The sequence below is a fragment of the Lentzea sp. NPDC036955 genome (assembly GCF_055608005.1).
Genome location: NZ_JBVJRC010000002.1, coordinates 472,367 through 493,145 on the forward strand (window position 1 = coordinate 472,367; position 20,779 = coordinate 493,145).

The 20,779-nt window shown below is 70.4% G+C and carries 19 protein-coding genes; 13 read left to right on the forward strand and 6 right to left on the reverse strand.

From position 1 onward, the window contains the following. Positions 1 to 105 precede the first annotated feature (105 nt). Complete coding sequence (locus tag ACZ7CF_RS07310) at positions 106 to 1,263, reverse strand: mandelate racemase/muconate lactonizing enzyme family protein (protein WP_458432411.1); 1,158 nt, start codon at positions 1,261 to 1,263, stop codon at positions 106 to 108. A 74-nt stretch (positions 1,264 to 1,337) separates the two neighbouring features. Between ACZ7CF_RS07310 and ACZ7CF_RS07315 the strand changes: the two genes are divergently transcribed. The 4 genes from ACZ7CF_RS07315 to ACZ7CF_RS07330 all read left to right on the forward strand — a co-directional run bounded on the left by ACZ7CF_RS07315 (position 1,338) and on the right by ACZ7CF_RS07330 (position 7,045). After that, on the forward strand, positions 1,338 to 2,081 hold the full coding sequence (locus ACZ7CF_RS07315) for a FadR/GntR family transcriptional regulator (RefSeq protein WP_458432410.1): 744 nt from the start codon (positions 1,338 to 1,340) through the stop codon (positions 2,079 to 2,081). A 256-nt stretch (positions 2,082 to 2,337) separates the two neighbouring features. Next, positions 2,338 to 3,765, forward strand: coding sequence for an extracellular solute-binding protein (locus ACZ7CF_RS07320; protein WP_470369133.1), 1,428 nt, complete (start codon positions 2,338 to 2,340; stop codon positions 3,763 to 3,765). Beyond that, a complete protein-coding gene (locus tag ACZ7CF_RS07325; RefSeq protein WP_470369134.1) occupies positions 3,762 to 5,771 on the forward strand; it encodes an ABC transporter permease in 2,010 nt (669 codons plus the stop codon). The genes ACZ7CF_RS07320 and ACZ7CF_RS07325 overlap by 4 nt, the downstream gene beginning before the upstream one ends. Beyond that, positions 5,768 to 7,045, forward strand: a complete 1,278-nt coding sequence (locus ACZ7CF_RS07330; RefSeq protein WP_470369135.1) for a mandelate racemase/muconate lactonizing enzyme family protein — start codon at positions 5,768 to 5,770, stop codon at positions 7,043 to 7,045. The genes ACZ7CF_RS07325 and ACZ7CF_RS07330 overlap by 4 nt, the downstream gene beginning before the upstream one ends. Position 7,046: 1 nt before the next feature. On the opposite strand, the gene ACZ7CF_RS07335 is transcribed toward ACZ7CF_RS07330, so the two are convergent. Together ACZ7CF_RS07335 and ACZ7CF_RS07340 are read right to left on the reverse strand one after the other, a co-directional pair. Beyond that, positions 7,047 to 7,784, reverse strand: coding sequence for a ribonuclease activity regulator RraA (locus tag ACZ7CF_RS07335; RefSeq protein ID WP_360383794.1), 738 nt, complete (start codon positions 7,782 to 7,784; stop codon positions 7,047 to 7,049). Between the two features lie 144 nt (positions 7,785 to 7,928). Beyond that, positions 7,929 to 9,110, reverse strand: coding sequence for an FAD-dependent oxidoreductase (locus tag ACZ7CF_RS07340; protein WP_470369136.1), 1,182 nt, complete (start codon positions 9,108 to 9,110; stop codon positions 7,929 to 7,931). 58 nt (positions 9,111 to 9,168) lie between these two features. Between ACZ7CF_RS07340 and ACZ7CF_RS07345 the strand changes: the two genes are divergently transcribed. Then, positions 9,169 to 9,669 (forward strand): MarR family winged helix-turn-helix transcriptional regulator, encoded by a 501-nt coding sequence (locus ACZ7CF_RS07345; protein ID WP_470369137.1) that lies wholly within the window; start codon positions 9,169 to 9,171, stop codon positions 9,667 to 9,669. A 53-nt stretch (positions 9,670 to 9,722) separates the two neighbouring features. On the opposite strand, the gene ACZ7CF_RS07350 is transcribed toward ACZ7CF_RS07345, so the two are convergent. Together ACZ7CF_RS07350 and ACZ7CF_RS07355 are read right to left on the reverse strand one after the other, a co-directional pair. Beyond that, the gene (locus tag ACZ7CF_RS07350) at positions 9,723 to 10,187 is read right to left on the reverse strand and encodes a hypothetical protein (RefSeq protein WP_470369138.1); all 465 of its coding nucleotides are present in this window, start codon (positions 10,185 to 10,187) and stop codon (positions 9,723 to 9,725) included. A 67-nt stretch (positions 10,188 to 10,254) separates the two neighbouring features. Then, positions 10,255 to 11,457 (reverse strand): HNH endonuclease, encoded by a 1,203-nt coding sequence (locus ACZ7CF_RS07355; RefSeq protein WP_470369139.1) that lies wholly within the window; start codon positions 11,455 to 11,457, stop codon positions 10,255 to 10,257. 183 nt (positions 11,458 to 11,640) lie between these two features. On the opposite strand from ACZ7CF_RS07355, the gene ACZ7CF_RS07360 reads away from it, so the two are divergent. After that, positions 11,641 to 13,233 (forward strand): tryptophan halogenase family protein, encoded by a 1,593-nt coding sequence (locus ACZ7CF_RS07360; protein WP_360383779.1) that lies wholly within the window; start codon positions 11,641 to 11,643, stop codon positions 13,231 to 13,233. Between the two features lie 147 nt (positions 13,234 to 13,380). Here the strand turns inward: ACZ7CF_RS07360 and ACZ7CF_RS07365 are convergent, their stop codons facing one another. Then, positions 13,381 to 15,168: an AfsR/SARP family transcriptional regulator gene (locus ACZ7CF_RS07365; RefSeq protein ID WP_470369140.1), complete on the reverse strand. Its 1,788-nt coding sequence runs from the start codon at positions 15,166 to 15,168 to the stop codon at positions 13,381 to 13,383. A 347-nt stretch (positions 15,169 to 15,515) separates the two neighbouring features. Between ACZ7CF_RS07365 and ACZ7CF_RS07370 the strand changes: the two genes are divergently transcribed. From ACZ7CF_RS07370 to ACZ7CF_RS07400, 7 genes are all read left to right on the forward strand, one after another. Then, complete coding sequence (locus ACZ7CF_RS07370; RefSeq protein WP_360383773.1) at positions 15,516 to 15,962, forward strand: helix-turn-helix domain-containing protein; 447 nt, start codon at positions 15,516 to 15,518, stop codon at positions 15,960 to 15,962. 19 nt (positions 15,963 to 15,981) lie between these two features. Next, positions 15,982 to 16,485, forward strand: a complete 504-nt coding sequence (locus tag ACZ7CF_RS07375; RefSeq protein ID WP_360383771.1) for a hypothetical protein — start codon at positions 15,982 to 15,984, stop codon at positions 16,483 to 16,485. Further along, positions 16,485 to 17,648 (forward strand): MAB_1171c family putative transporter, encoded by a 1,164-nt coding sequence (locus ACZ7CF_RS07380; protein WP_470369141.1) that lies wholly within the window; start codon positions 16,485 to 16,487, stop codon positions 17,646 to 17,648. The genes ACZ7CF_RS07375 and ACZ7CF_RS07380 overlap by 1 nt, the downstream gene beginning before the upstream one ends. A 38-nt stretch (positions 17,649 to 17,686) precedes the next feature. Next, positions 17,687 to 17,998 carry an ArsR/SmtB family transcription factor gene (locus ACZ7CF_RS07385; protein WP_360383766.1) on the forward strand — a complete coding sequence of 104 codons (312 nt, stop codon included), beginning with the start codon at positions 17,687 to 17,689 and terminating at the stop codon, positions 17,996 to 17,998. Further along, a complete protein-coding gene (locus ACZ7CF_RS07390; RefSeq protein WP_360383763.1) occupies positions 17,995 to 18,243 on the forward strand; it encodes a hypothetical protein in 249 nt (82 codons plus the stop codon). Before ACZ7CF_RS07385 ends, ACZ7CF_RS07390 begins: the two co-directional genes overlap by 4 nt. A 107-nt stretch (positions 18,244 to 18,350) precedes the next feature. Then, complete coding sequence (locus ACZ7CF_RS07395) at positions 18,351 to 20,486, forward strand: MMPL family transporter (RefSeq protein WP_458432394.1); 2,136 nt, start codon at positions 18,351 to 18,353, stop codon at positions 20,484 to 20,486. A 73-nt stretch (positions 20,487 to 20,559) separates the two neighbouring features. Beyond that, complete coding sequence (locus ACZ7CF_RS07400; protein ID WP_360383759.1) at positions 20,560 to 20,775, forward strand: MbtH family protein; 216 nt, start codon at positions 20,560 to 20,562, stop codon at positions 20,773 to 20,775. Positions 20,776 to 20,779: the final 4 nt, after the last annotated feature.

The window sequence follows — 20,779 nt, forward strand, 5'->3', positions numbered from 1 at the left end:
ACTCCTGTCTATGCCCGCGGTACCGCACGCGGCACCGCCGAACAGGGGATCGGCCCGGTGGGGGCGGAGGGTCCGCGTCCACAAAGGACACGGACCCCCGGCGCGCTACTCGAACACCCCGTAGCCCTCGACGGCGTGGGCCCGCACGCCGTCCATGTCCAGCTCCACACCGATTCCGGGTGTGTCCGGAACGGTGATGTAGCCGTCCTTCACGATCGAGCCGCTCCCGTCCGGTGCCCGGACGTAGCTGTCCCACACCGCGCGTTCGTCGAGGGCGTGCCACTCCTGGACGAAGAAGTTGGGGATCGCCGCGCACTGGTGCGAGGTGGCCATCGTGCCCAACGGCGTCGACACCAGGTGGGGTGCGAACGGGATGTAGTGCAGCTCCGCGAGGTTCGCGATCTTCTTGGCCTCGGCGAGACCACCGCACTTGGGCACGTCCGGCTCGATCACGTCCACCGCGCCGCGTTCGAGCAGCTCGCGGAAACCCCAGCGCAGGTACAGGTTCTCGCCCGCGCAGATCGGTGTGCGGGTCTGCGCGCGCACCCGCACCAGCGCGTCGACGTTCTCGGCCGGCAGCGGTTCCTCCAGCCACATCAGGTTGAACGGCTCGAGCTCCCACGAGATCCGGCACGCGCTCGGCACGTCGTAGCGGGCGTGCAGGTCGATGGCCAGGTCGACGTCCGGTCCGATCGCCTCCCGCACGGCCGCCACGCGGTCGACCATCGAGCGCAGCTCGCCGGTGTTGACCGTGTGGTTGAACGCGTCGAACTTGTCCGGGTGGTGCAGGTCGTCGATGTCGAACTTCAGCGCGGTGAAGCCCTCGGCGACCATCCGCTGCGCCCGGTCGACGCAGCCGGAGACCGAGCCCGCCGGGTCGTCGCCGTCACCGCAGTCGGCGTAGAGGCGGATGCGGTCGCGGAACTTCCCGCCGAGCATCCGGTACACCGGCTGGCCCGCCGCCTTGCCCGCCAGGTCCCACAGCGCGAGCTCGATCCCGGACAGGGCGATGACGAACACCCCGCCCTGCGGGCCCGCGAAGACCTTGTTGCGGCGCAGCTTCTCCCAGCACCGCTCGACGTTGCGGGGGTCCTCGCCGATCAGGAGCGGGGTGAGTGAGTTGATCATTCCGACGACGGCTCCCGCGCCGGCGTCGGGGTTGGCCTCGCCGAAACCGCTGAGGCCCTCGTCGGTGTCGATCCGCACCAGCGTGGCCTCACCGTGGTAGGCCACCACTGCTGTCGTGACGTTCACGATCCGCATTGCTCTCCCGTCGCCGGGTGGTGCACAGGAACGGAGACTGTCGCGGTGTGCAACTTGTCCTATAAGCTGATGACATGCAAAGGGGACAGGAGTCCGCGGACGCTGTCAAGGTCCGGACCCTTCCGGTGCAGGTGGCCGCACACCTGACCCGGCGCATCGTCAGCGGTGACGTGGAGGACGGCCGGGCTCCGTCCGAACTCGACATCTCCCGCGAGTTCGGGGTGTCCAGGGTCGTGGCGCGGGAGACGCTGAAGATCCTCGCCTCGCTCGACATCGTCGAGGTCGCCCAGGGCCGCCGCGTGGTCGTGCGCCCTCCCGCCGAGTGGGACTACCTGAGCCCGTTGCTGATCGAGTGGCTGCCGCAGGAGATCGTCGGCGAGCTGCTGCAGGAACTGCACCAGATGCGCGTGCTGCTCGAACCCGAGCTCGCCGCCATGGCCGCGGCGAGCGTCACCGACGAGACGCTCGACCGGCTGAGGGACGAGGTCGGCCGCATGGCCTCGCTGGAGGCCGACCCCAACGCCTACCTCGCGGTGGACCACGAGTTCCACATGGAGATCTGCCGGGCCGCGGACAACCGCATCCTCGACCGGATCATGTACTCCGCCCGCTGGCTCGGCACGGCCAGCCGGCGCATCACCAACGAGGCACCGGCCGCGTTGCGCAAGGCCACCGCCGACCACACCGAGATCTACGAGGCGATCCTGGCGCGCGACCCGGCCCGTGCCCGCGACGCGATGCGCAGGCACCTCAGCAACAACTCCACGCTCCTCGCGGAGAAGGAGGAGCAGACCAGGTGCGCCACCCGGCGCCGCTAGGCCACCGCACGGACCGTTCCGCCGCAAGACCGCACCACCCCGCGATTGTTCCGCCGCCGTACCGCACCACCGCCGTACCGCAGGAAGTCCCACGCCGTCGCACCTCGTCCGCCCGGGGTGCCGCCGGTTGCCACCCCGTTCCGCCGTTCTTCGCCGCATGAACCCGGCAGCGCGGCCCTCGCCGTGCTGTCCCGCCGGTTGCAACGTCGCCCCGTCGGTACGCGTCCGCTCGACCGGACGCGAGAGGAGTGGTCTCATGGAAGAGAAAACGGACTTATCCAGGCGCACCTTCCTCGGGATGAGCGCGCTGGGCGTGCTCGGTCTCGCCGGCTGCGGCGGGGGAGGAGGCCCCGCGGCGCCCCAGGTCGACGTCCAGGTGCCCCAGGCCCTGCTCGACCAGGCCGCCTCGCTGCGCGGCGGGTCGGTCGGGATGCTGTCGCAGAAGCTCTACTCCGAGTCCGCCAACAAGGCGCTCGACAAGTCGCTGCAGGTCTTCGCGCAGGCGACCGGCACCACGGTCCGCAACGACCTGGTCTCCGGCGACGCCGGTGACATGGTCGCGAAGATGGACGCCGAGGTCAGGGCGGGCACCAGCCGCGACTTCGCGTTCGTGAGCGACCGGCGGTTCGTCGGCCAGCTGCACAACCTCGGCGCCCTCACCGACGTCACCGACGTGGTCGAGCAGATGCGCGGGCTCTACGGCGACCCCGCGACGGAGGCGACGAACTACTGCGTCTTCGACGGGCGCTGGTTCGCGATCCCGTACCACTTCATCGCGTCCGCGATGTACCTGCGCAAGGACTGGTACCAGGAGAAGGGCCTCCCGCTCAAACCCCACTACACGTGGGAAGAGCTGCGGGACAACGCCCTGGAGGTGTCCGACCCGGCGAAGAAGCGGTTCGGCTGGGGTCTCACGGTGAACCGCTCGGGCGACGCCAACGGGTTCATCGCGAACGTCATCAACACCTACGGCGGGGCCATCGCGGACAACACCGGCACGAAGGTGGTGTTCAACTCGCCGGAGACCGTCGCTGCCGTCACGTTCATCGGCGACATCTACACGAACCCGAAGTACACGCCGATGCTGCCGCCGGGCGTCGGCAGCTGGACCGACTCGAGCAACAACGAGAACTGGCTGGCCCAGATCCTGGGGCTCACGCTCAACCAGTTCAGCGTCTACGCCGACTCCAAGACCAAGAACAACCCGGTCTACGCCAACACCCACCCGTTCAACGGCGCCACCGGACCCGCGCTCGACAAACCGCTCGCGTTCGGCGAGTCCAACTCGTTCGTCGTGTTCAAGGGCGCGAAGAACCCCGACCTAGCCAAGCTGGTGGCGAAGTTCATGGTCAGCGGCAGCGCGCTGCTCGGTGTCGCGAAGGGAGCACCGTGCCTGGTGAACCCCTCGTGGGACAAGGTGTGGGACTCCGACCCCTACTACACCACCGGTGACCCGGCGTTCCCCGCTCTGCGGGAGCAGACCCGCACACCGCTGCCGGTGACCACGAAGACCGGGTTCGCGTTCCCCCAGGCCCCGAGCCCCGGCGAGCAGGCGGCGACCGCGGCGTACCTGCTGACCGACATGATGCAGTCGGTCATCCAGGGCACCAAGCCCGCCGACGCCGTGGCCTCGACCCACGCCCGGATCGTCCAGGTCTTCGAGCAGCAGGGCTACCGGCAGTGACCGACCTGCGCACCCGGCCGGCGCCGGTCCGCCCGGCGCCGAACCGGTCTCCCTCGCTGAGCTCGACGCAACGCGCGCTCGGGCGCGACTGGCGCCTCGCCGCGGTGTTCATCGGGCCGACGCTGGTGCTCGTGGCCGGGCTGATCCTGTTCCCGATCATCGACTCGGTCGTCACCAGCACCACCGAACGCCACGGCGAGGACACGGTCTTCGTCGGCCTGGACAACTACACCGCGCTCGCCGGCGACACCGTGTTCCACAAGGGCGTGCTGAACTCGTTCGTCTTCACCGCGTACGCCGAGATCTTCAAGGTGGTCCTCGGCCTCATCGCGGCGTTGATGCTGCACCACATGCGCCGCGGCCGGGCGGTCATCGCCGGCATCATCCTGCTGCCGTGGGTGGTGCCGACCGTCGTCACGGCGTTCACCTGGCGGTCGTTGCTCGACCCGATCTTCGGCAGCGTCAACGTCCTGCTCACCGACTCCGGCATCGGGCCCGCGCTCGCGGCGGTCGGGCTCGTCGACCGCTGGCCCGCGGAGTGGCTGTCCGACCCCGCGCTCGCGATGCCGGCGGTCATCCTGGTCAACGTGTGGAAGGGCATCCCGTTCTTCACGGTGACGTTCCTGGCCGGGCTCAAGGCCATCGACGGCGGCCTGTACGAGGCGGCCGTCGTGGACGGTGCGACGCCGTGGCAGCGCTTCGTGCACATCACGCTGCCGGGCCTGCGCAACATCATGATCGTGACGGTGCTGCTGTCGTCGATCTGGACGTTCAACAACTTCGACCTGATCTGGCTGATGACCCAGGGCGGACCGGGTGACGCCACCGCCCCGTACGTGATGGTGGCCTACTCCAAGGCCATCCAGCAGCTGCAGCTCGGCGCGGGTGCCGCGGTCACGCTGGTGATGCTGCCGATCATCGCCGTCCTCGTCGTCGTCCTGGTGCGGATGATGCGCCGCAGCGACCAGCCCGGCGCCGCGGACCTGGGGCGCCGGAGGCTCACCCCCGCTCAACGCACCGCGCTGCCGTGGGTGATCGTCGTGGCCTCGACGCTCGTGCTGATCTGGGCGTCGCCGCACATCGTGTGGAAGGCAGCACTGGTGCTGGGCGTGTTCGTGGTCCTCGCGGCCGCCGTCGGACGGGTCGTGTCCGTGCTCGCCGCACGCGGCAACCGGCTGGCCGCCCGCCTGGTCAGCGGGACGAGCAGCGGGATCGCACTGCTGGGGCTGCTGGGCTTCGTGCTCGCCCCGCTCTACTGGATGACGGTCACGGCGTTCAAGTCCGACGACCAGATCGTCGCGCGCACCGACGACCTCTGGCCGACGCCGTGGACGACCGAGCAGTTCACGAACCTGTTCTCCGGCAGGGCGTTCGGCACCTGGTACCTCAACACGGTCCTGGTGTCGCTGGCGTCCACCGCGATCGCGCTGGTCTGCGCGGCGCTGGCGGGATATGCGTTGGCACGGCTCAAGTTCCGCGGTTCGGAGAGCTTCACGGTGACGATCCTGCTCACCTACGTGATGCCGGGGGCGCTGCTGTTCATCCCGCTGTACCAGATGATGAGCGGCATCGGCCTCAACGACTCGCTGTGGTCGCTCGTGCTCGCCTACCCCACCTTCACCCTGCCGTTCGCGACGTGGCTGCTCGTCGGCTACTTCAAGTCGATCCCGGCGGACCTGGAGGAGGCCGCGCTGGTCGACGGCTGCACGCGGTTCGGCGCGTTCCTGCGGATCGTGCTGCCACTGGCCAAACCGGGACTGCTCGCGGTCGCGCTGTTCACGCTCACCAACGCGTGGAACGAGTTCCTCTTCGCGTTCGTGTTCATCACCAAGGACGACTACAAGACGCTGCCCGTCGGCATGCAGTCGATGATCTTCGGCGACGTCGTGCCGCAGGGCCAGCTGGCCGCGGCGTCGTTGCTGATCAGCATCCCGGTCGTGGTCATGTACGGCTTCGGCCAGCGGTTCCTGACCGAGGGCCTGACCGCGGGAGCCGTGAAGGGATGAGCGAGCCGTCCGCGATCACGGAGGAGCACGTCGCCACGGCGTCCCGGCCGAGCGACCTGCGCATCACCGACCTGCGGGTGGCCACCCTCGCCGGCGTGCCGTTCCGCTCGTCGATCATCCGGATCGACACCAACCAGGGCCTGGTCGGGTACGGGGAGGTGCGCGACCAGGCCAGCGCCACCTACGCGCTGGTGCTCAAGAGCCGGCTCGTGGGGGAGAACCCCTGCAACCTGGACAAGGTCTTCCGCAAGATCAAGCAGTTCGGGCACCACGGCCGCCAGGGCGGCGGGGTCTCCGGCGTCGAGATGGCGCTCGTGGACCTCGCGGGCAAGGCTTACGGCGTGCCCGCGTACGCGCTGATCGGCGGCCGGTTCCGGGACGCGGTCCGCTGCTACGCCGACACCCCCACGCTGCCGGACCCGCACGCGATGGGCGCGCGGCTGCTGGAGCGCAAGCAGCGCGGGTTCACCATGCTCAAGATGGACGTCGGCATCGACCTGCTGTGGGACGTGCCCGGCGCGTTGATCGCTCCGGCGGGAGCCCGTGCGGACCAGACGACCATGCACCCGTTCACCGGCATCCAGGTCACGGCGAAGGGCGTCGAGCACCTGGCGTCCTATGTGGACGTCGTGCGCTCGGTCGTCGGCTACGACGTGGCGCTCGCCGCGGACCACTTCGGCCACATCGCCCTCGACTCGTGCATCCGCATCGGCCGCGCGCTGGAGCCGTTCACGCTGGCGTGGATCGAGGACCTGATCCCGTGGCAGCTGACCGACCAGTGGCGCCAGCTCACCACGTCCGTCGCCGTCCCGACCTGCACGGGGGAGGACATCTACCTGCTCGACGGGTTCAAGCCGCTGCTCGACGCGGGCGCCATCCGCGTCGTGCACCCCGACCCGGCGACCGCGGGCGGCATCGCGGAGACCAAGCGGCTCGGCGACTACGCCCAGGACCGCGGCATCCCGATGGCGCTGCACCTGGCGGCGTCCCCGATCGCGACGATGGCGTGCGTCCACCTGGCCGCCGCCACGGAGAACTTCCTCGCACTGGAGCACCACGCGGCCGAGGTGGACTTCTGGAGCGACCTCGTCACCGGCCTGCCCCGCCCGTTGATCCAGAACGGTCACATCACCGTGCCCGACGCACCGGGGCTCGGTTTCGGCGACGTCGACGAGGAACTGCTGCAACGGCACCTCGACCCGCGGGACCCGGTGTTCTTCGCCGAGACGACGCACTGGGACCGCGAGTCGAGCCACGACCGGCTGTGGAGCTGAGTCAGCGCCCCTGCTGCGCGCGCCACCGCTCGTACTCGGGACGGGCCTCGTCCGACAGGGGGTAGTACAGGCGCAGGTCGCCACCCTCGGAAAGCCTTTTCCGGGAGAACTCCTCCCATTCCGCGTGCTCCTGCGCGGCGGCCAGCACGGCGGGCGCGAGCTTGATCGGTACCACCACCGCCCCGTCGTCGTCGGCCACGACGATGTCGCCCGGCTCCACCAGCGTGCCACCGCAGGCCACCGGCACGTTGACGGCGGTCGGGACGATGTCGGTCTGCGCGTGGTAGTTCGGCGTGGCACCGCGGATCCACAGCCCGAGCCCGAGCGTCTTCGCCTCACCGGTGTCGCGCAGGCACCCGTCGACCACCACACCGGCACCGCCGCGGCCCTTGAAGTAGGTCAGCATCATCTCGCCGAACACCCCGCTGCCCATGTCCCCGCGCGCGTCGACGACGATCATGTCGCCGGCCTGGGCGTGGTACATGACGTGCCGGTGCAGCTGCTTCTCCGGGTCCTCGTACTCGTCGACGGGGTAGAGGTCCTCCCGCTTCGGCATGAACTGCAACGTCAACGCCGGTCCCGCCACCCGCAGACCGGGTGTCACCGACACCGGGCCGCGGATGGCGGCGCTGCGGATGCCCATGCGGCTGAGCTCACCACTGGCCGTGGCGCTGCCGATGGCGGCGAGCGCCGCGCTGAGCTCGGCGGGCGGGCGGGCGATGTCGTGCGTCTCGACCACGTCGGTGGCTCCCTCGGGTTCGCGTTGCGCTGTCGGGAAGTTCCGTGCCGTCCACCACCGAGCCTAGTCCGAAGACCCAGTGCCAGCGCGGAAAATCGTTGCAGGAACGGGAAACCCTGTCGGGAAAGGATCGCCGGGCGCGGATCAGGCCTGCGGCACCGTGATGGGCGGCAGGGCCTGCTCGCTGTCGGCGACCTGGGTCACCTTGGCGGTCAACGGCGCGAGCAGCCGGGACGTGACCACCCTGTCCGCCAGGTGGCGCAACCGCAGGCCGCGTGCCGTCTGCGGGAAGGCGAACCGCAGGACCCAGCGCGGGAAGTTCTGCACGTCGTCCACGAGAGGCCGCATCCACTTGCCGTAGGCCGCGAGCCCGTCCTCGACGCCGTTCGCGGACAAGGCGGCCGCCAGCACGTAACCGCTGATGAGCGCCAGCGACGCGCCGCCTCCGCCCATCGGCGTGACGCACCACGCGGCGTCCCCGGCGAGGCACACCCGCCCGCGGTGCCAGGTGGTCATCCTGATCTGGGTGAGCTGGTCGACGTAGACGTCCCGCGACCGGTCGAGCTCGTCGAGCACCCGGCGCGCCTCCCACCCGGCGTCGGCGAAGCGCTCGCGGAACCGCCGCAACGCCTCACCGCGGTCGCGCACGGCGATGTTCCCGGTGCAGGCGAGCATCGCGCGCGTCGTGCCGTGGTTGTCGGGCCGCAGGTGGATCTGCCGTCCGCCGGTCGTGGTGTACCAGCGCCACCGCGTGTCGTCGCCCGCCGTGCGGGGGATCGTGCCGAACACCATGGAGACGCCGAGATCGCGCCGCTCGACGTCGTCGCCGAAGAGCATGTCGCGCGTAGTGGACCGCACTCCCTCGGCGATGACGAGCAGGTCGGCCTTCAACGTCCGCCCGGCGGCGGTGGTCACCGTGACGTGCTCGCCTGCCTCCTCGTCCACCGCGGAGACGGTGTCGCCGTAGTGGATCTCCACCCCGGCGGGCAGGTTCCGCAGGATCGTGCTCGCGAAGTCGCCGCGCAGCACCTCCAGCTCGGCGGTCGCCCCGTCCGTGCCCGCCGGCATCTCGGCGCGCACCCGGCCCGACGAGTCGACGAACACCGTGGCGGTCTCGGTGGTGTTCTGCTCCTTGACCGCCTCGAACAACCCCATCCTGGTCAGCACCTCCCGGGCCGTGCCGCGCACGTCGACGTTCTGCCCGCCGTCCCGGAACTCCTCCGCGCGCTCCAGCACGGTCACCTCCCAGCCGGTGCGCCGCAACCAGAACGCCGCCGAGAGCCCGGCGATGCTCCCACCGGAAACCACCGCGTGCCGTGCCGTCATGTCCAACCCCTCGTTTGGTAGCTTTGCAGCAAAGCTACTTCGCTGTGAAGGGGTGTGCATGACAGCCGCGGACCCGCTGGTCGAAGACTGGTCCCCGGACCAGGTCGACGTGATGCACCGCCTGCGCGACTGGGTGGTGGCGTTCACGACCCTCAACCAGCACCTGGCCGCGTGGATGCGGCTCCCGGCCTCCGACGCGAACGCGCTGGGCCAGGTCATCTGGGCGGCCGAGGCCGGCACCCCGCTCTCACCGGCGCAGCTGTCGCACCAGCTCGGCATGACGACCGGCGCCACCACGATCCTGCTCAACCGCCTGGAAGCCGCCGGCCACCTCCTCCGCACCCGCGAGAGCACCGACCGCCGCCGCGTGACCCTGCGCCCGGCCCCTGCCTCCCGCGACCACGCCCGGCGCTTCCTCGGCCTCGCCGGAACGGAGATCGCCGGTGTGCTGCGGGAGACGTCACCGGCCGAACTCCGGACCGTGGCGGCGTTCCTGGGGCGGATGACGAGTGCGGCGACGTCGGTGGACCGGCGGCTGACGGAGTCGCGGACCCGCTGAGCCGCTGGGTCTGTTCGCTGGTTCTCGGTCTTCACACCGGTTCCGGTGTCCGTTCACCTGCGGTGGCGGACCCCGGCGTACGCGAGCGTGCCCCCGGCCAGCGCGGCGGCGAGCCCGGCCCACCCGCGCTGGTTGGCCGCCATGGCCGCGTCGTACTCGTCCTCGTCCAGCTGCCGGACGACGGCACCGTCCTTCGACTCCACGTACTTCCCGTCCCGGTACTCGAAACTCCCCGCGGTGCGGTCCGTCAACAACGGGAACGCGAAGAGGAAACCCCCGCCGGCCACCGCGACCACCGCCACCCCGACCGCCCACGCCGGCAGCGTCGGGTTCTGGAGGTTGAACCCGCCGCCGGTCAGCAGCACCGCCGCCAGCATCAGGGCGAACGTGATCACCATCAGCACGACGTTCGCCGACCGCGGCAGCAGCGGGCTGCCGGTGACCAGTCCGGACAGGACGACGACGGCGTCGAGGAGGATCACGACGAGGGAGGCCCACTGCACCGGCACCAGTCTCATGGTGGTGCACAGTAGGGGTTTCGGGGTGGAACGGGATCTTCCGGTCCGCTCGCGTGCGGTGTGATCGCTACCCGCGGAAGACAGTGGTGCGGTGCCAGGTGAAGTAGGGCTGTGAGCCGGCGCGGTGTGCTCCGCAGGGACGACCGTGCAGCTGCTCCAGGTGGTCGCGCAGCCGGCCGCGGAGCCCGTCCTCCACCCAGGAACGGACGTGGCCGGTGTCGTCCACGGTGATGAGGCCGGACTCGAACAGGCTGTCGCACCCGAACGTGCACGCCAGCATCGCCACGTTGGCCAGGTCGTTGCGCTCGTCGTCGGTGCACAGCGACCGCTTCTTGATGTGCGCCGCGACGAGGTAGTCGCCGGGGAACTCGTGCCCGCACAGGTCGCAGGGTGCGGCGGTGCGGCCACCGAGCAGCACCCGGCGCAGCTCCCTCTGCTCCTTGCGGGTGGTGACCACCGCGCTGCCGTCGAGCACGGCGAACTTGCGGACGCGGACCGGGAACTGACTGTCGTGCAGGGTGATCACGGCCGGTCGGAGGGACACGACGGTGCCGGGGACGGACGCCAGCACGGCTCCGACGAAGGAGGAGCGGTGCCCGAGCTCGTCGACGCTCACGGGCACCGACCCCCGCGCGTACAGCTTCTCCAGGCCGGCCGCGACGTCGCGCACCTCGACCCACTGCCCCTGCGGCGACCGCTCGGTGGTCACCAGCACCCGCTTCTCCTTGACCTCGACGACGGTGTTCACGTTGCCGGTCACCGTTTCGACGGGTTCTCCGATGAGCGAGCGCAACAACTCCAGCGCGTCTGGTGCGCTGCCGCGGTTCGCCGGTCGTGCCAGGTCCGCTGCCAGGCGGTCGGCGTCGTCGGCGGCGTAGCCGGGTACCCGCAGCCTCAGCCGGATCTGTTTGGTGGCGTTCCCGTCCGGGTTCCTGCCGATCTTCCCCTGGGCGCGGCCCAGCTTCTTGCGCAACGCCTCGACGTCCGGTGTCGTCGCGAGCACGACCGGCGCATCGAGGATCGTGCGGTGCGCCTCGGGCAGGTCCCTGACCGCGGCGGAGTCCACCACGCCGCTCTCCAGCACAGCGCCGCGTTCGCGCAGCCGGTGCAGCAGCAGCTCCAGAGCCGGGTTGTACTGGTGGTTGCGGCCGTGCGGGCTCCCGGTGACCCTGCCGCCCGCGCTCTTCACGACCAGCGCGAGGTGGTCACCGTCCGCCTCGACCTCGAACTCCGCGTTGAGCACGGCACCGGAGTCGTCTGTTGCACGCATGCCTTCATCATCGACCCTCGCCGGGACCGGGTTACCGCCGCCCATTGCCGGCGCCTCCGGGAAACCGCGACGGCGACCTCCGGAGAGGTTCGGCGGAATAGGCTGAATATAGACCGAGTATCAGGTGCCCGGGGAACAGTGGCGTCCACAGTATTGTCGTGGAATCGAAGGGTAGTGGTCCGGATGGAAGACCACAGGATCTCCAACGTCGTCGTTCTCGGTGGTGGCACCGCCGGCTGGATGACCGCCAGCTATCTGGGGAAAGCGCTCGGTCGGCACGCGACCATCACGGTGCTGGAAGCGCCGTCGATTCCCCGAATCGGCGTCGGGGAGGCCACGGTCCCGAATCTGCACAAGACGTTCTTCGACTTCTTGGGGATTCCCGAGGAGGAGTGGATGCGGGAGTGCAACGCCAGTTTCAAGATGGCGGTGAAGTTCGTGAACTGGCGCACGCCCGGCGAGGGGGAGGCGGAGGGCAGGCCGTTGCGGGGCCGGCCGGACCACTTCTACCACCTGTTCGGGCTGCTGCCGACGCACGAGCACCTGCCGTTGTCGCACTACTGGGCGGCGAAGAGGCTCGACGGGCAGACGGACGAGCCGTTCGACTACGCGTGCTACCGCGAGTCGCCGATGATCGACGCGCGGTTGTCGCCGCGGTTCGCCGACGGTACCAAGTGGACGAACTACGCGTGGCACTTCGACGCGCAGCTGGTCGCGGACTTCCTGAAGCGGTTCGCGATCCAGAAGCAGGGTGTGGTGCACGTCCAGGACGAGATGGTGGACGCGACGATCGACCAGCGCGGGCACATCACCTCGTTGAAGACCAAGGAGGGGCGCACCATCGCCGGTGACCTCTTCGTGGACTGCTCCGGTTTCCGCGGGTTGCTGATCAACAAGCTGATGCGCGAGCCGTTCCTCGACATGGGGGACCACCTGCTCAACGACAGCGCGGTCGCCACGGCCGTGCCGCACGACGACGCCGCTCACGGGGTCGAGCCGGCCACGTCGGCGATCGCGATGAAGTCCGGCTGGACGTGGAAGATCCCGATGCTCGACCGGTTCGGCACCGGGTACGTCTACTCCAGCCGGTTCACCGACGGAGACGAGGCCGCCGAGGACCTCTGCGCGATGTGGGGGCTGGACCCCGACGAGCAGCCGCTCAACCACGTGAAGTTCCGCGTCGGGCGCAACCGGCGGACCTGGGTGCGCAACTGCGTGAGCATCGGGCTGTCGTCGTGCTTCCTCGAACCGCTGGAGTCGACCGGCATCTACTTCATCACCGCGGCGCTCTACCAGCTGGGCAAGCACTTCCCGGACAAGCGGTTCGACCCGGTGCTGATCGACTCGTTCAACCGCGAGATCGAGACGATGTTCGACGACTCGCGCGACTTCCTGCAGGCGCACTTCACGCTGGCGCCGCGCAACGACACGCCGTTCTGGCGGGCGTGCAAGGAGATCGTGCTGCCTGACGACATCCAGTTCAAGATCGCCCAGTACCGGGCGGGGCTCGCGGTCAACATGCCGATCACCGACGAGGCGACCTACTACGAGAACTTCGAGGCGGAGTTCCGCAACTTCTGGACCAACAGCAGCTACTACTGCATCTTCGCCGGTCTGGACGTGCTGCCCGAGCACCCGCTGCCGGCGCTGGCGTTCCGGCCGCACGCGGTCGAGGGGGCCGAGCCGGCGTTCGCGCAGATCAGGCAGAAGCAGGCCGAGCTGTTGAAGACACTGCCGACCGCCTACGACTACGTGCGTGAGCTCCACGGCCGTTGATCACCCGGACGGTGGCATGCCGACTCCTGGCGGCACCTGCTAAGTTTTATTTGCGGGTGCCGCCCAGGATCGGCCCCGCGAGGGGATCCCACAAGCCGGAAGGGGCTGCACCCGGTGCACCGGGCGCAGCCCCTTCCGGTCGGGGACTCAGATGAGGGACAGCTCCGACAACCCCTCGGCGAGCGCCGTCTCCCGCGCCGCGAGCCGGGCGAGCGGGTGGAACCGGTAGGCCGGTTCGCCCTCCGCGTCGACGTGGGCGAGCTCCAGCAGGTGGAGGTCGAGCAGCGACTCCGTGATCTGCTCGCCGTCGGCGTCGGACAGGCCCAGCAGCGAGCTCGTCACCGAGTGCGGGAACGACGGCAGGTCCAGCAGCGACAACCGCAGCAGCGCGCCGCGGGCCCGCGGGTCGAGCGAGCTGCTGCCGCCCGTGAGCCGTTCCCGCACGTCGAGGTCGCCGAGCCGCAGCTCGTCGAGCAGCCGGTCGGGATCGGCGAGCCGGTGGGCGAACCGGGCCAGCGGCCAGTGCCGCTTGGCCGCGACGCGCGCGCCGGCGATCCGGATGGCGAGCGGCAGACCGTGGCAGAAGTCCACGATCCCCGCCGCCGCACCGGCCTCGGCGGCCGTGCGCTCCGGTCCCACGATCTTGGTGAACAGCGACAGCGCGGCCTCGTCGCCAAGGGGTGCGAGGTCGAGCGTGTACTGGCCGGCCAGTGTCGTGAGCGAACGGCGGGTGGTGACGATCGTGCGGCAGTGCGTTCCCGCGGTGAGCAGCGGACGCACCTGCCGGTCGGTCGCGGCGTCGTCGAGCACGACGATCATCCGCCGGTCGGCCAGCAAGCCCCGGTAGAGCAGCGCCCGCTGCTCCAGGCTCGCCGGCAGCGACGCCTCGTCGAGGCCCAGCGCGGTGAGCAGTGCACCGAGTGCCTCACCCGGCGGCAGCGGCGTGCGGTCGCTGCCACGCAGGTCGACGAGCAGCTGGCCGTCGGGGAAGTCCGCGCGCAGGCCGCCCGCGACCCTCGACGCGAACGCGGTCTTGCCGACGCCCGCCATGCCGGTGATCGTCAGCGGCGCGGACCTGTGGCGCAGCCGGTCCGCGGCGAGCGCCAGCTCGGCGGCGCGGCCGGTGAAGTCCGGGGTGTCTGCGGCCAGCGCCACCGGTCTCGGCGCCGCGGTCATCGCGTGGCGCTGCTGGGGGAACGCCGACGGCACCTCGTTGGTGAGGATCGCCTGGTAGGCGCCCTTCAGCGTCGGGCCGGGGTCGACGCCGAGCTCGTCGGACAGCAGTCTGCTGCCCTCGTGGAACGTCGCGAACGCCTCTGCCTGCCGATCCGCCCGGTACAGCGCGACCATCAGCTGGGCTCTGAACCGTTCGCGCAACGGGTTGGCGTTCACCAGCCCGACCAGCTCGGAGGTGAGCTCGTGGTGCCGGCCGAGTGCGAGCTCGGCGTCGATCCGGAGCTCCAGCGTCTTCATCCGGACCTCCTCGATCCGCGGCCGCTCGGTCTCGGCCAGCAGGTCGGTCACGTCCGTGAGCGTCGGGCCGCGCCACAGGTCGAGCGCACCGCGCAACGTCTCGGAGGCGTGGTCGAACCGGCCGGCCCGCAACGCCTCGCGGCCGGTGCCCGCGAGCTCCTCGAACTCGTGGAAGTCGAACCGGGACGCCCCGATCCGCATGAAGTAGCCCGGTCCCTGCCGGATCAGCGCCATGCTGCCCTGCAGGTGCCTGCGCAGCCGGGAGGCGTAGGTGTAGATCTGGGCCTGATAGGTCGCGGGCGGGTGCTTGCCCCACAGCACCTCGCCGAGCTGGGCGTCGGAGAGCACCTTCTCCCTGGCGAGCAGCAGTGCCGCCAGGATCGTGCGCTGCTTGGAACCCTTCAGCGGAAGCTCAGCACCGTCCAGCCACAGGCCGACCGGTCCCAGTATTCGGAACTCCAAAGGACACTTCCCCCATTCGAAGTGTGCACCTTTCAGCAGTTCAGGATTGGTGCATACCCTGAAGAACCGAGCTCAGGACCTGATCGGACCAGGATTGTGCGTTCCGGCCGTGAGCTCGGTCGTCGTGCGCGCCAAATCCGCTCGCCGGTGTTCCCCTGGGCGAGCGCATTCCTCACCAGTTGTCGCGCGATCTCGTTGGTTAATCCCCAAACAAGGCCAACGTACCGAGACGCCCCGGGGGGCGTCAACTGTGGTGGGGGGTTCATGTACCTTTCATCCACATCGGCTGATACGTGTAGGGTCGACGGGCCCACCGGTGGCGGGTGTGCTGACAGCGGAGGTAGTGGATGGCCGATGCGGACGGGCCGCCGGAGGGCTCCCTGGCGGCGAAGGTCGACCACCTGTTCCGGACCGTGCGCCCGCGTGCCGGGCGCGAGTACTCGTTCGACGAGGTCGCCGAGACGATCAAGGCCCGTGGCGGGCCGACCATCTCCGCCACCTACGTGTGGCAGCTGCGCCGGGGCCTGCGGGACAACCCCACCAAGCGCCACCTCGAGGCACTCGCCGGGTTCTTCGGCGTGCCGCCCGCCTACTTCTTCGACGACGCGGTCACCGAGATGATCGACTCCGAGCTCGCGCTGCTGATCGCGCTGCGCGACAGCTCGGTGCGCCGGATGGCGTTGCGGGCGTCGGGTTTGTCGGCCAAGAGCTTGCACGCGCTCACCGCTATGGTGGAACGGGCGCGGGAGCTCGAAGGCCTTTCCGAGGGGTCGGAGGAGGAAGCGGGCTCGTGACCCGCCGGTGGGGGGTGTCGTGTTCGGTGGGGGACTGAGCCTGCGGCGGTTGCGCCGCCGGTGTGCCGCACGGGTGCGGGAGCTGCCGATGCCCGACCCGTTCGACGTCCGCGCGCTCTGCGCCCTCGTCGCCGGGCAGCGCGATCGGCCCATCACGCTGCTCCCGATGACCGGACGGCACGGCGTGCTCGGGTTGTGGGTCGCCACCGACGACAGCGACCTGATCTTCTACGAAGAGGCGACCACGCGGCCGCACCAGGACCACATCATCCTGCACGAGCTGTGCCACCTGCTCTGCGACCACTACGCGGCACCGCTGCCCGCGGCGAACCTGATGCCCCACCTCGACCCGGACATGGTCCGCTCGGTGCTGGAGCGCACCGGGTACTCGGCGGTGGAGGAGCAGGAGGCCGAGCTGCTCGCGTCGCTGATCCTGCAGCAGGCCGGTCATCCGGCCGCACCGCCCGCCGAAGGGCTCGCGCACCGGATCTCCGAGGCGCTGAACTGGCCAGACCCGCGCTGATGCTGGACGCACTCCGGTTCTACCTGCCGCCCCTGCTGGTGATCAGCTTCTTCGTGGCCATGCTGGTCAACGGCGAGTACCGGCCGCGCACCGACGCCCAGCGCGCGGTGCGCCTCGGCCTGCTGGCGCTCGGCATCTCGCTGATCGTGCTGACCCCCGCCGGCTACGCGTTCGCGGCGCGGGTGACCGGCGTTCCCAACATCGGCCGGCTCATCGGGCACGGCACGATGCTCGTGGTGGCGTGGGCGGGGCTGGCGTTCGTCGCCTGGCTGACCGCGCCGCTCACCGCCCGGCGCCGGTCCAGACGCGTCGCGTGGTGGCTGCTCGCCGGGTTCGCGGTGCTGGTGGTCCTGTTCGTGCTGGCCCCGGTCGACGTGGACGACGTCCGCTTCTCCACGCGGTACGCGCGCACGCCGTGGGTGCTGGAGTACTGGGTCTTCTACGCGGCGTGCCTGACCCCCGCGTTCGCCACGGTCGTGCGCGAGTCGTGGCGGTTCGCGCGGGTGACGCCGGATGCCGTGCTGCGCCTGGGGTTGCGGTTCGTGGCGGCCGGCGGGTTCTGCGCACTGGCCTATCACGTCCACAAAGGACTGCTGTTCGCGGCGGCCAGGTTCGGCCTCCCGTACCTGTCCGTCCCGTTCGTGGACAAGTACTTCCCGCTCGCGGCGAACGTGTTCGCCTTCGGCGGCGCCACGATCCGCTGGTGGGCGCCCCGGATCGGGCTGACCGCGCTGGTGGCGCGGGTGAAGCAGTACCGCACGTACCGGTGGCTGCGGCCGCTGTGGGTCGACCTGCACCGGGTCAGCCCGCACATCGCGCTGCACCCGCCGCGCAGCGCCGCCGTCGACCTGCTGCCCGACGACCTGGGGCTGCGGCTGTACCGGCGGGTGATCGAGATCCGGGACGGCCGGGTCGCGCTCCAGCCCTACCTCGACCCGGAGGTCGCCGCGCGGGCCCGGCGCACCGCCGAGCACGACGGGGTGCGCGGAACGGACGTCGACGCGCACGTGGAGGCGGCGGTGCTGGCGGACGCGGTGCGGGCCGCGTCACGGGGCCGGGCGCTCACCGCGGAGGCGCGGGTCGGTGTGCCCGGCGGTGGCGACCTCGACAGCGACACGGCGTTCCTCGTCGCGGTGGCCAGGGCGTATCGCAGGCTCGCCTGACACCTGCTAACATTTCTTGGCATGTGCAGGGTTCAGTTGTGACAGGGGATGAGCTGCTGCGCATCCTCGCGACGCTGGCCAACCCGCACCGGTTGCGGGTGCTGGCGGTGCTCACGAGGGAGCGCACCTACGTCAGCGCGCTCGCCCGCGAGCTCGGGATCAGCCGCGCGCTGCTGCAGGTGCACCTGCGCAAGCTGGAGTCGGCCGGTCTGGTGCGCGCGCACCTGGAGCTGTCCGAGGACGGCAAGGCGATGAAGTTCTACGAGGTCGAACCGTTCGCCGTCGAGCTGTCACCGGAGTCGGTGGCGGTCGCCGTGCGGACTCTCACGGAGAAGGAAGCGCAGGCATGAGCCCCTACGACTGGCAGGAGATCATCGGCGTCGTCGGGGTGTTCGTCCTGATCACCGCGGTGACGACCGTCCTCATCTGGCAGCTGGCCGCGACCTGGCGGGCGAAGGCGGCGCTGGCGCGGGAGAACGAGTACCGGGCGCTCGCCGAACGGGCGGTCCAGGCGCAGGAGAGCTCGGAGCGCAAGCTCGACGAGCTGCAGGAGCGGATGCGGTCGGTCGAACGCATCCTCAAGGAAGTCGAGTAGGGGAAGTGCTGGGCCGGCGAGCGGCAACTCGGCGGCCCAGCGGAAGAAGCGGCTCTCGCCCGAGGGCGAGTTCTGGTGAGCACTCCTTCGAGGAAGGACTTTAGTCGATGCTGCCTGCGCGCAGGTCGAAGGTCGCACTGGTGGAACGGGTGGCCGCGTGGTCGGTCCGGCACCGGGGCGTGGCGGTGGCCGGATGGCTCCTGGTCGTGTTGCTGGCCGTGCTGGCCGGTGCGCTGGCGGGACAGGGGGCGTCCGCACGGGACCCCGGTGAGTCCGGCGTGGCGGGAGAGGTGCTGGACCGGCAACGGACCTACGCCCCCGTCCGGGAGAACGTGCTGGTCGAGGGGGCGGGGACCGAGGACCTCGTCGCCGCCCTGCGCGGCAGCGGCGCGGTCACCGAGCTGACCACCACCGGTGGGACGCCCTCGCTCGTGACGTTCCACGTCGCCGGTCCCGACGACCGGATCGCCGGCAACTACGACACGGTGGTCCGCGTCGTGTCCGAGGTGTCGTCCCGGCACCCGGACACGCGGTTCTCCCAGGCGGGCGACCGCAGTCTGGCCAAAGCCGTCGACCAGGCGGTGAAGGACGACTTCCAGCGCTCGGAGCTCATCTCCCTGCCGATCACCGTGCTCATCCTGCTGGTCGTGTTCGGTTCGCTGATCGCGGCGTCGGTGCCGTTGCTGCTGGCCGGGACCACGGTGGTCGCCGCGTTCGGGCTGCTGGGGCTGGTCGGCACCTGGGTACCGGTGAACAGCGCGACGTCGTCGATGATCCTGCTGATCGGCATCGCCGTCGGGATCGACTACTCGCTGTTCTACCTGCGCCGCGAACGCGAGGAACGCGCGGCGGGCCGGTCGGTGGCCGAGGCGCTGCGGATCAGCGCCCGCACCTCCGGCCGGGTCGTCCTGGTGGCCGGGCTGACGGTGATGCTGTGCGTCGCGGGCCTGCTGTTCACCGGTCTGGACAACTTCCGCGGCCTCACCGTCGGCACCGCGCTGGTGGTGGGCCTGGCCGTGCTCGGATCGGTCACCGCCCTGCCCGCGTTGCTGTCGCTGCTGGGCCCGTGGGTGGACCGGGTGCGCGTGCCGTTCCTGCGCCGCACGCACGTGCGCGAGTCACGGCTGTGGACCGCCGTCGCGCGTGTGGTGGTCCGCCGCCCGTGGCTGTGGGGCGGGCTCGCCGCGCTGTCGCTGGTGGTGCTGACGATTCCCGCGCTGGACATGCGGTTGCAGGACGCGGGCGCGGTGAACAGCCTGCCGCGCACGGTCGCCGCGGTCGACGGCGCAATCCGCATGCAGGAGGCGTTCCCCGGCACCCCGACGCCCGCCCAGGTCGTGCTGTGGGGGCAGGTGGACGACGTGGACGTCGCCGCGTTGCGCCGGGAGATCGCGGCCAGCGGAGGGCTGCTGCACGAGCCGCTCACCGCGGCACGGGTGGACTCCGCGCTGGTGGTGCGGGTGCCGCTCGCCGGCACCGGGACCGACGACCTGTCCAACCGGGCCCTGGAGCACCTGCGGTCCCAGGCGCTGCCCGCCGCGTTCGGCGACGTGCCCGGAGTGTCGTACGCGGTCTCGGGGAAGACGGCGTTCGCCCACGACTTCACCGCGCAGATCCGGTCCACCACACCGCTGGTGTTCGGGTTCGTGCTGCTGCTCGCGTTCGTGCTGCTGGTCGTGGCGTTCCGCGCGCTGGCCATCCCGCTGATCTCCATCGGCCTGAACGTGCTGTCGATCGGCGCGGCCTACGGGGTGCTCACGTGGGTGTTCCAGGACGGGCACCTGGAGTCGGCGCTCGGCTTCACGTCCTACGGCGGCGTGGTCGGGTGGCTGCCGCTGTTCATGTTCGTGCTGCTGTTCGGGCTGAGCATGGACTACCACATCTTCATCCTCAGCCGGATTCGCGAGCGCTGGTTCGGTGGTGCCGACGCGCGCGCCGCCGTCGTCGGGGGAGTGGGCAGCAGCGCCGGGGTGGTCACCAGCGCCGCGGTGATCATGACCGCGGTGTTCGCCGTCTTCGTCACGCTCAGCGCCATCGAGTACAAGATGCTCGGCGTCGGGATGGCCGTGGCGATCCTCGTCGACGCCACCGTCGTGCGCGGTGTGCTGCTGCCCGCGGCCATGGCGGTGCTGGGCGAGCGCGCCTGGGTGCTGCCCGGTGGCCTGGGGCGGTTCTCGCACGTTCCCCGGCTGGCCGGCGGCGCTTCGCCGCAGCCGGTGGCCGCGCGCCTCGGCTCCGGATAGTTCGCGTATAGACGCAGTATTGGGCCCGCGAGAACTGTTCAGGCGACCGGAGACGATCACCTGAGGAGTTCTCGTGGCCGAGGAACAGGACGACAAGCAGACCTACCGCGTCGTGCTCAACGACGAGGAGCAGTACTCGATCTGGCCTGCCGACCGGGACCTGCCCGCCGGATGGCGCGCGGACGGCACCGAGGGTTCTCGGACCGACTGCCTCGCGCACATCGGTGAGGTGTGGACGGACATGCGCCCGCTCAGCCTCCGCCGCCGCATGGCGGAAGCAGCGCACTAGTCCA

What these genes read in the sequence shown, in the direction of transcription:
- ACZ7CF_RS07310 (WP_458432411.1), bottom strand. Translation starts at nt 1,263, where the DNA reads ATGCGGATCGTGAACGTCACGACAGCAGTGGTGGCCTACCACGGTGAG.
- ACZ7CF_RS07315 (WP_458432410.1), top strand. Translation starts at nt 1,338, where the DNA reads ATGCAAAGGGGACAGGAGTCCGCGGACGCTGTCAAGGTCCGGACCCTT.
- ACZ7CF_RS07320 (WP_470369133.1), top strand. Translation starts at nt 2,338, where the DNA reads ATGGAAGAGAAAACGGACTTATCCAGGCGCACCTTCCTCGGGATGAGC.
- ACZ7CF_RS07330 (WP_470369135.1), top strand. Translation starts at nt 5,768, where the DNA reads ATGAGCGAGCCGTCCGCGATCACGGAGGAGCACGTCGCCACGGCGTCC.
- ACZ7CF_RS07340 (WP_470369136.1), bottom strand. Translation starts at nt 9,110, where the DNA reads ATGACGGCACGGCACGCGGTGGTTTCCGGTGGGAGCATCGCCGGGCTC.
- ACZ7CF_RS07345 (WP_470369137.1), top strand. Translation starts at nt 9,169, where the DNA reads ATGACAGCCGCGGACCCGCTGGTCGAAGACTGGTCCCCGGACCAGGTC.
- ACZ7CF_RS07350 (WP_470369138.1), bottom strand. Translation starts at nt 10,187, where the DNA reads ATGAGACTGGTGCCGGTGCAGTGGGCCTCCCTCGTCGTGATCCTCCTC.
- ACZ7CF_RS07355 (WP_470369139.1), bottom strand. Translation starts at nt 11,457, where the DNA reads ATGCGTGCAACAGACGACTCCGGTGCCGTGCTCAACGCGGAGTTCGAG.
- ACZ7CF_RS07360 (WP_360383779.1), top strand. Translation starts at nt 11,641, where the DNA reads ATGGAAGACCACAGGATCTCCAACGTCGTCGTTCTCGGTGGTGGCACC.
- ACZ7CF_RS07370 (WP_360383773.1), top strand. Translation starts at nt 15,516, where the DNA reads ATGGCCGATGCGGACGGGCCGCCGGAGGGCTCCCTGGCGGCGAAGGTC.
- ACZ7CF_RS07380 (WP_470369141.1), top strand. Translation starts at nt 16,485, where the DNA reads ATGCTGGACGCACTCCGGTTCTACCTGCCGCCCCTGCTGGTGATCAGC.
- ACZ7CF_RS07390 (WP_360383763.1), top strand. Translation starts at nt 17,995, where the DNA reads ATGAGCCCCTACGACTGGCAGGAGATCATCGGCGTCGTCGGGGTGTTC.
- ACZ7CF_RS07395 (WP_458432394.1), top strand. Translation starts at nt 18,351, where the DNA reads ATGCTGCCTGCGCGCAGGTCGAAGGTCGCACTGGTGGAACGGGTGGCC.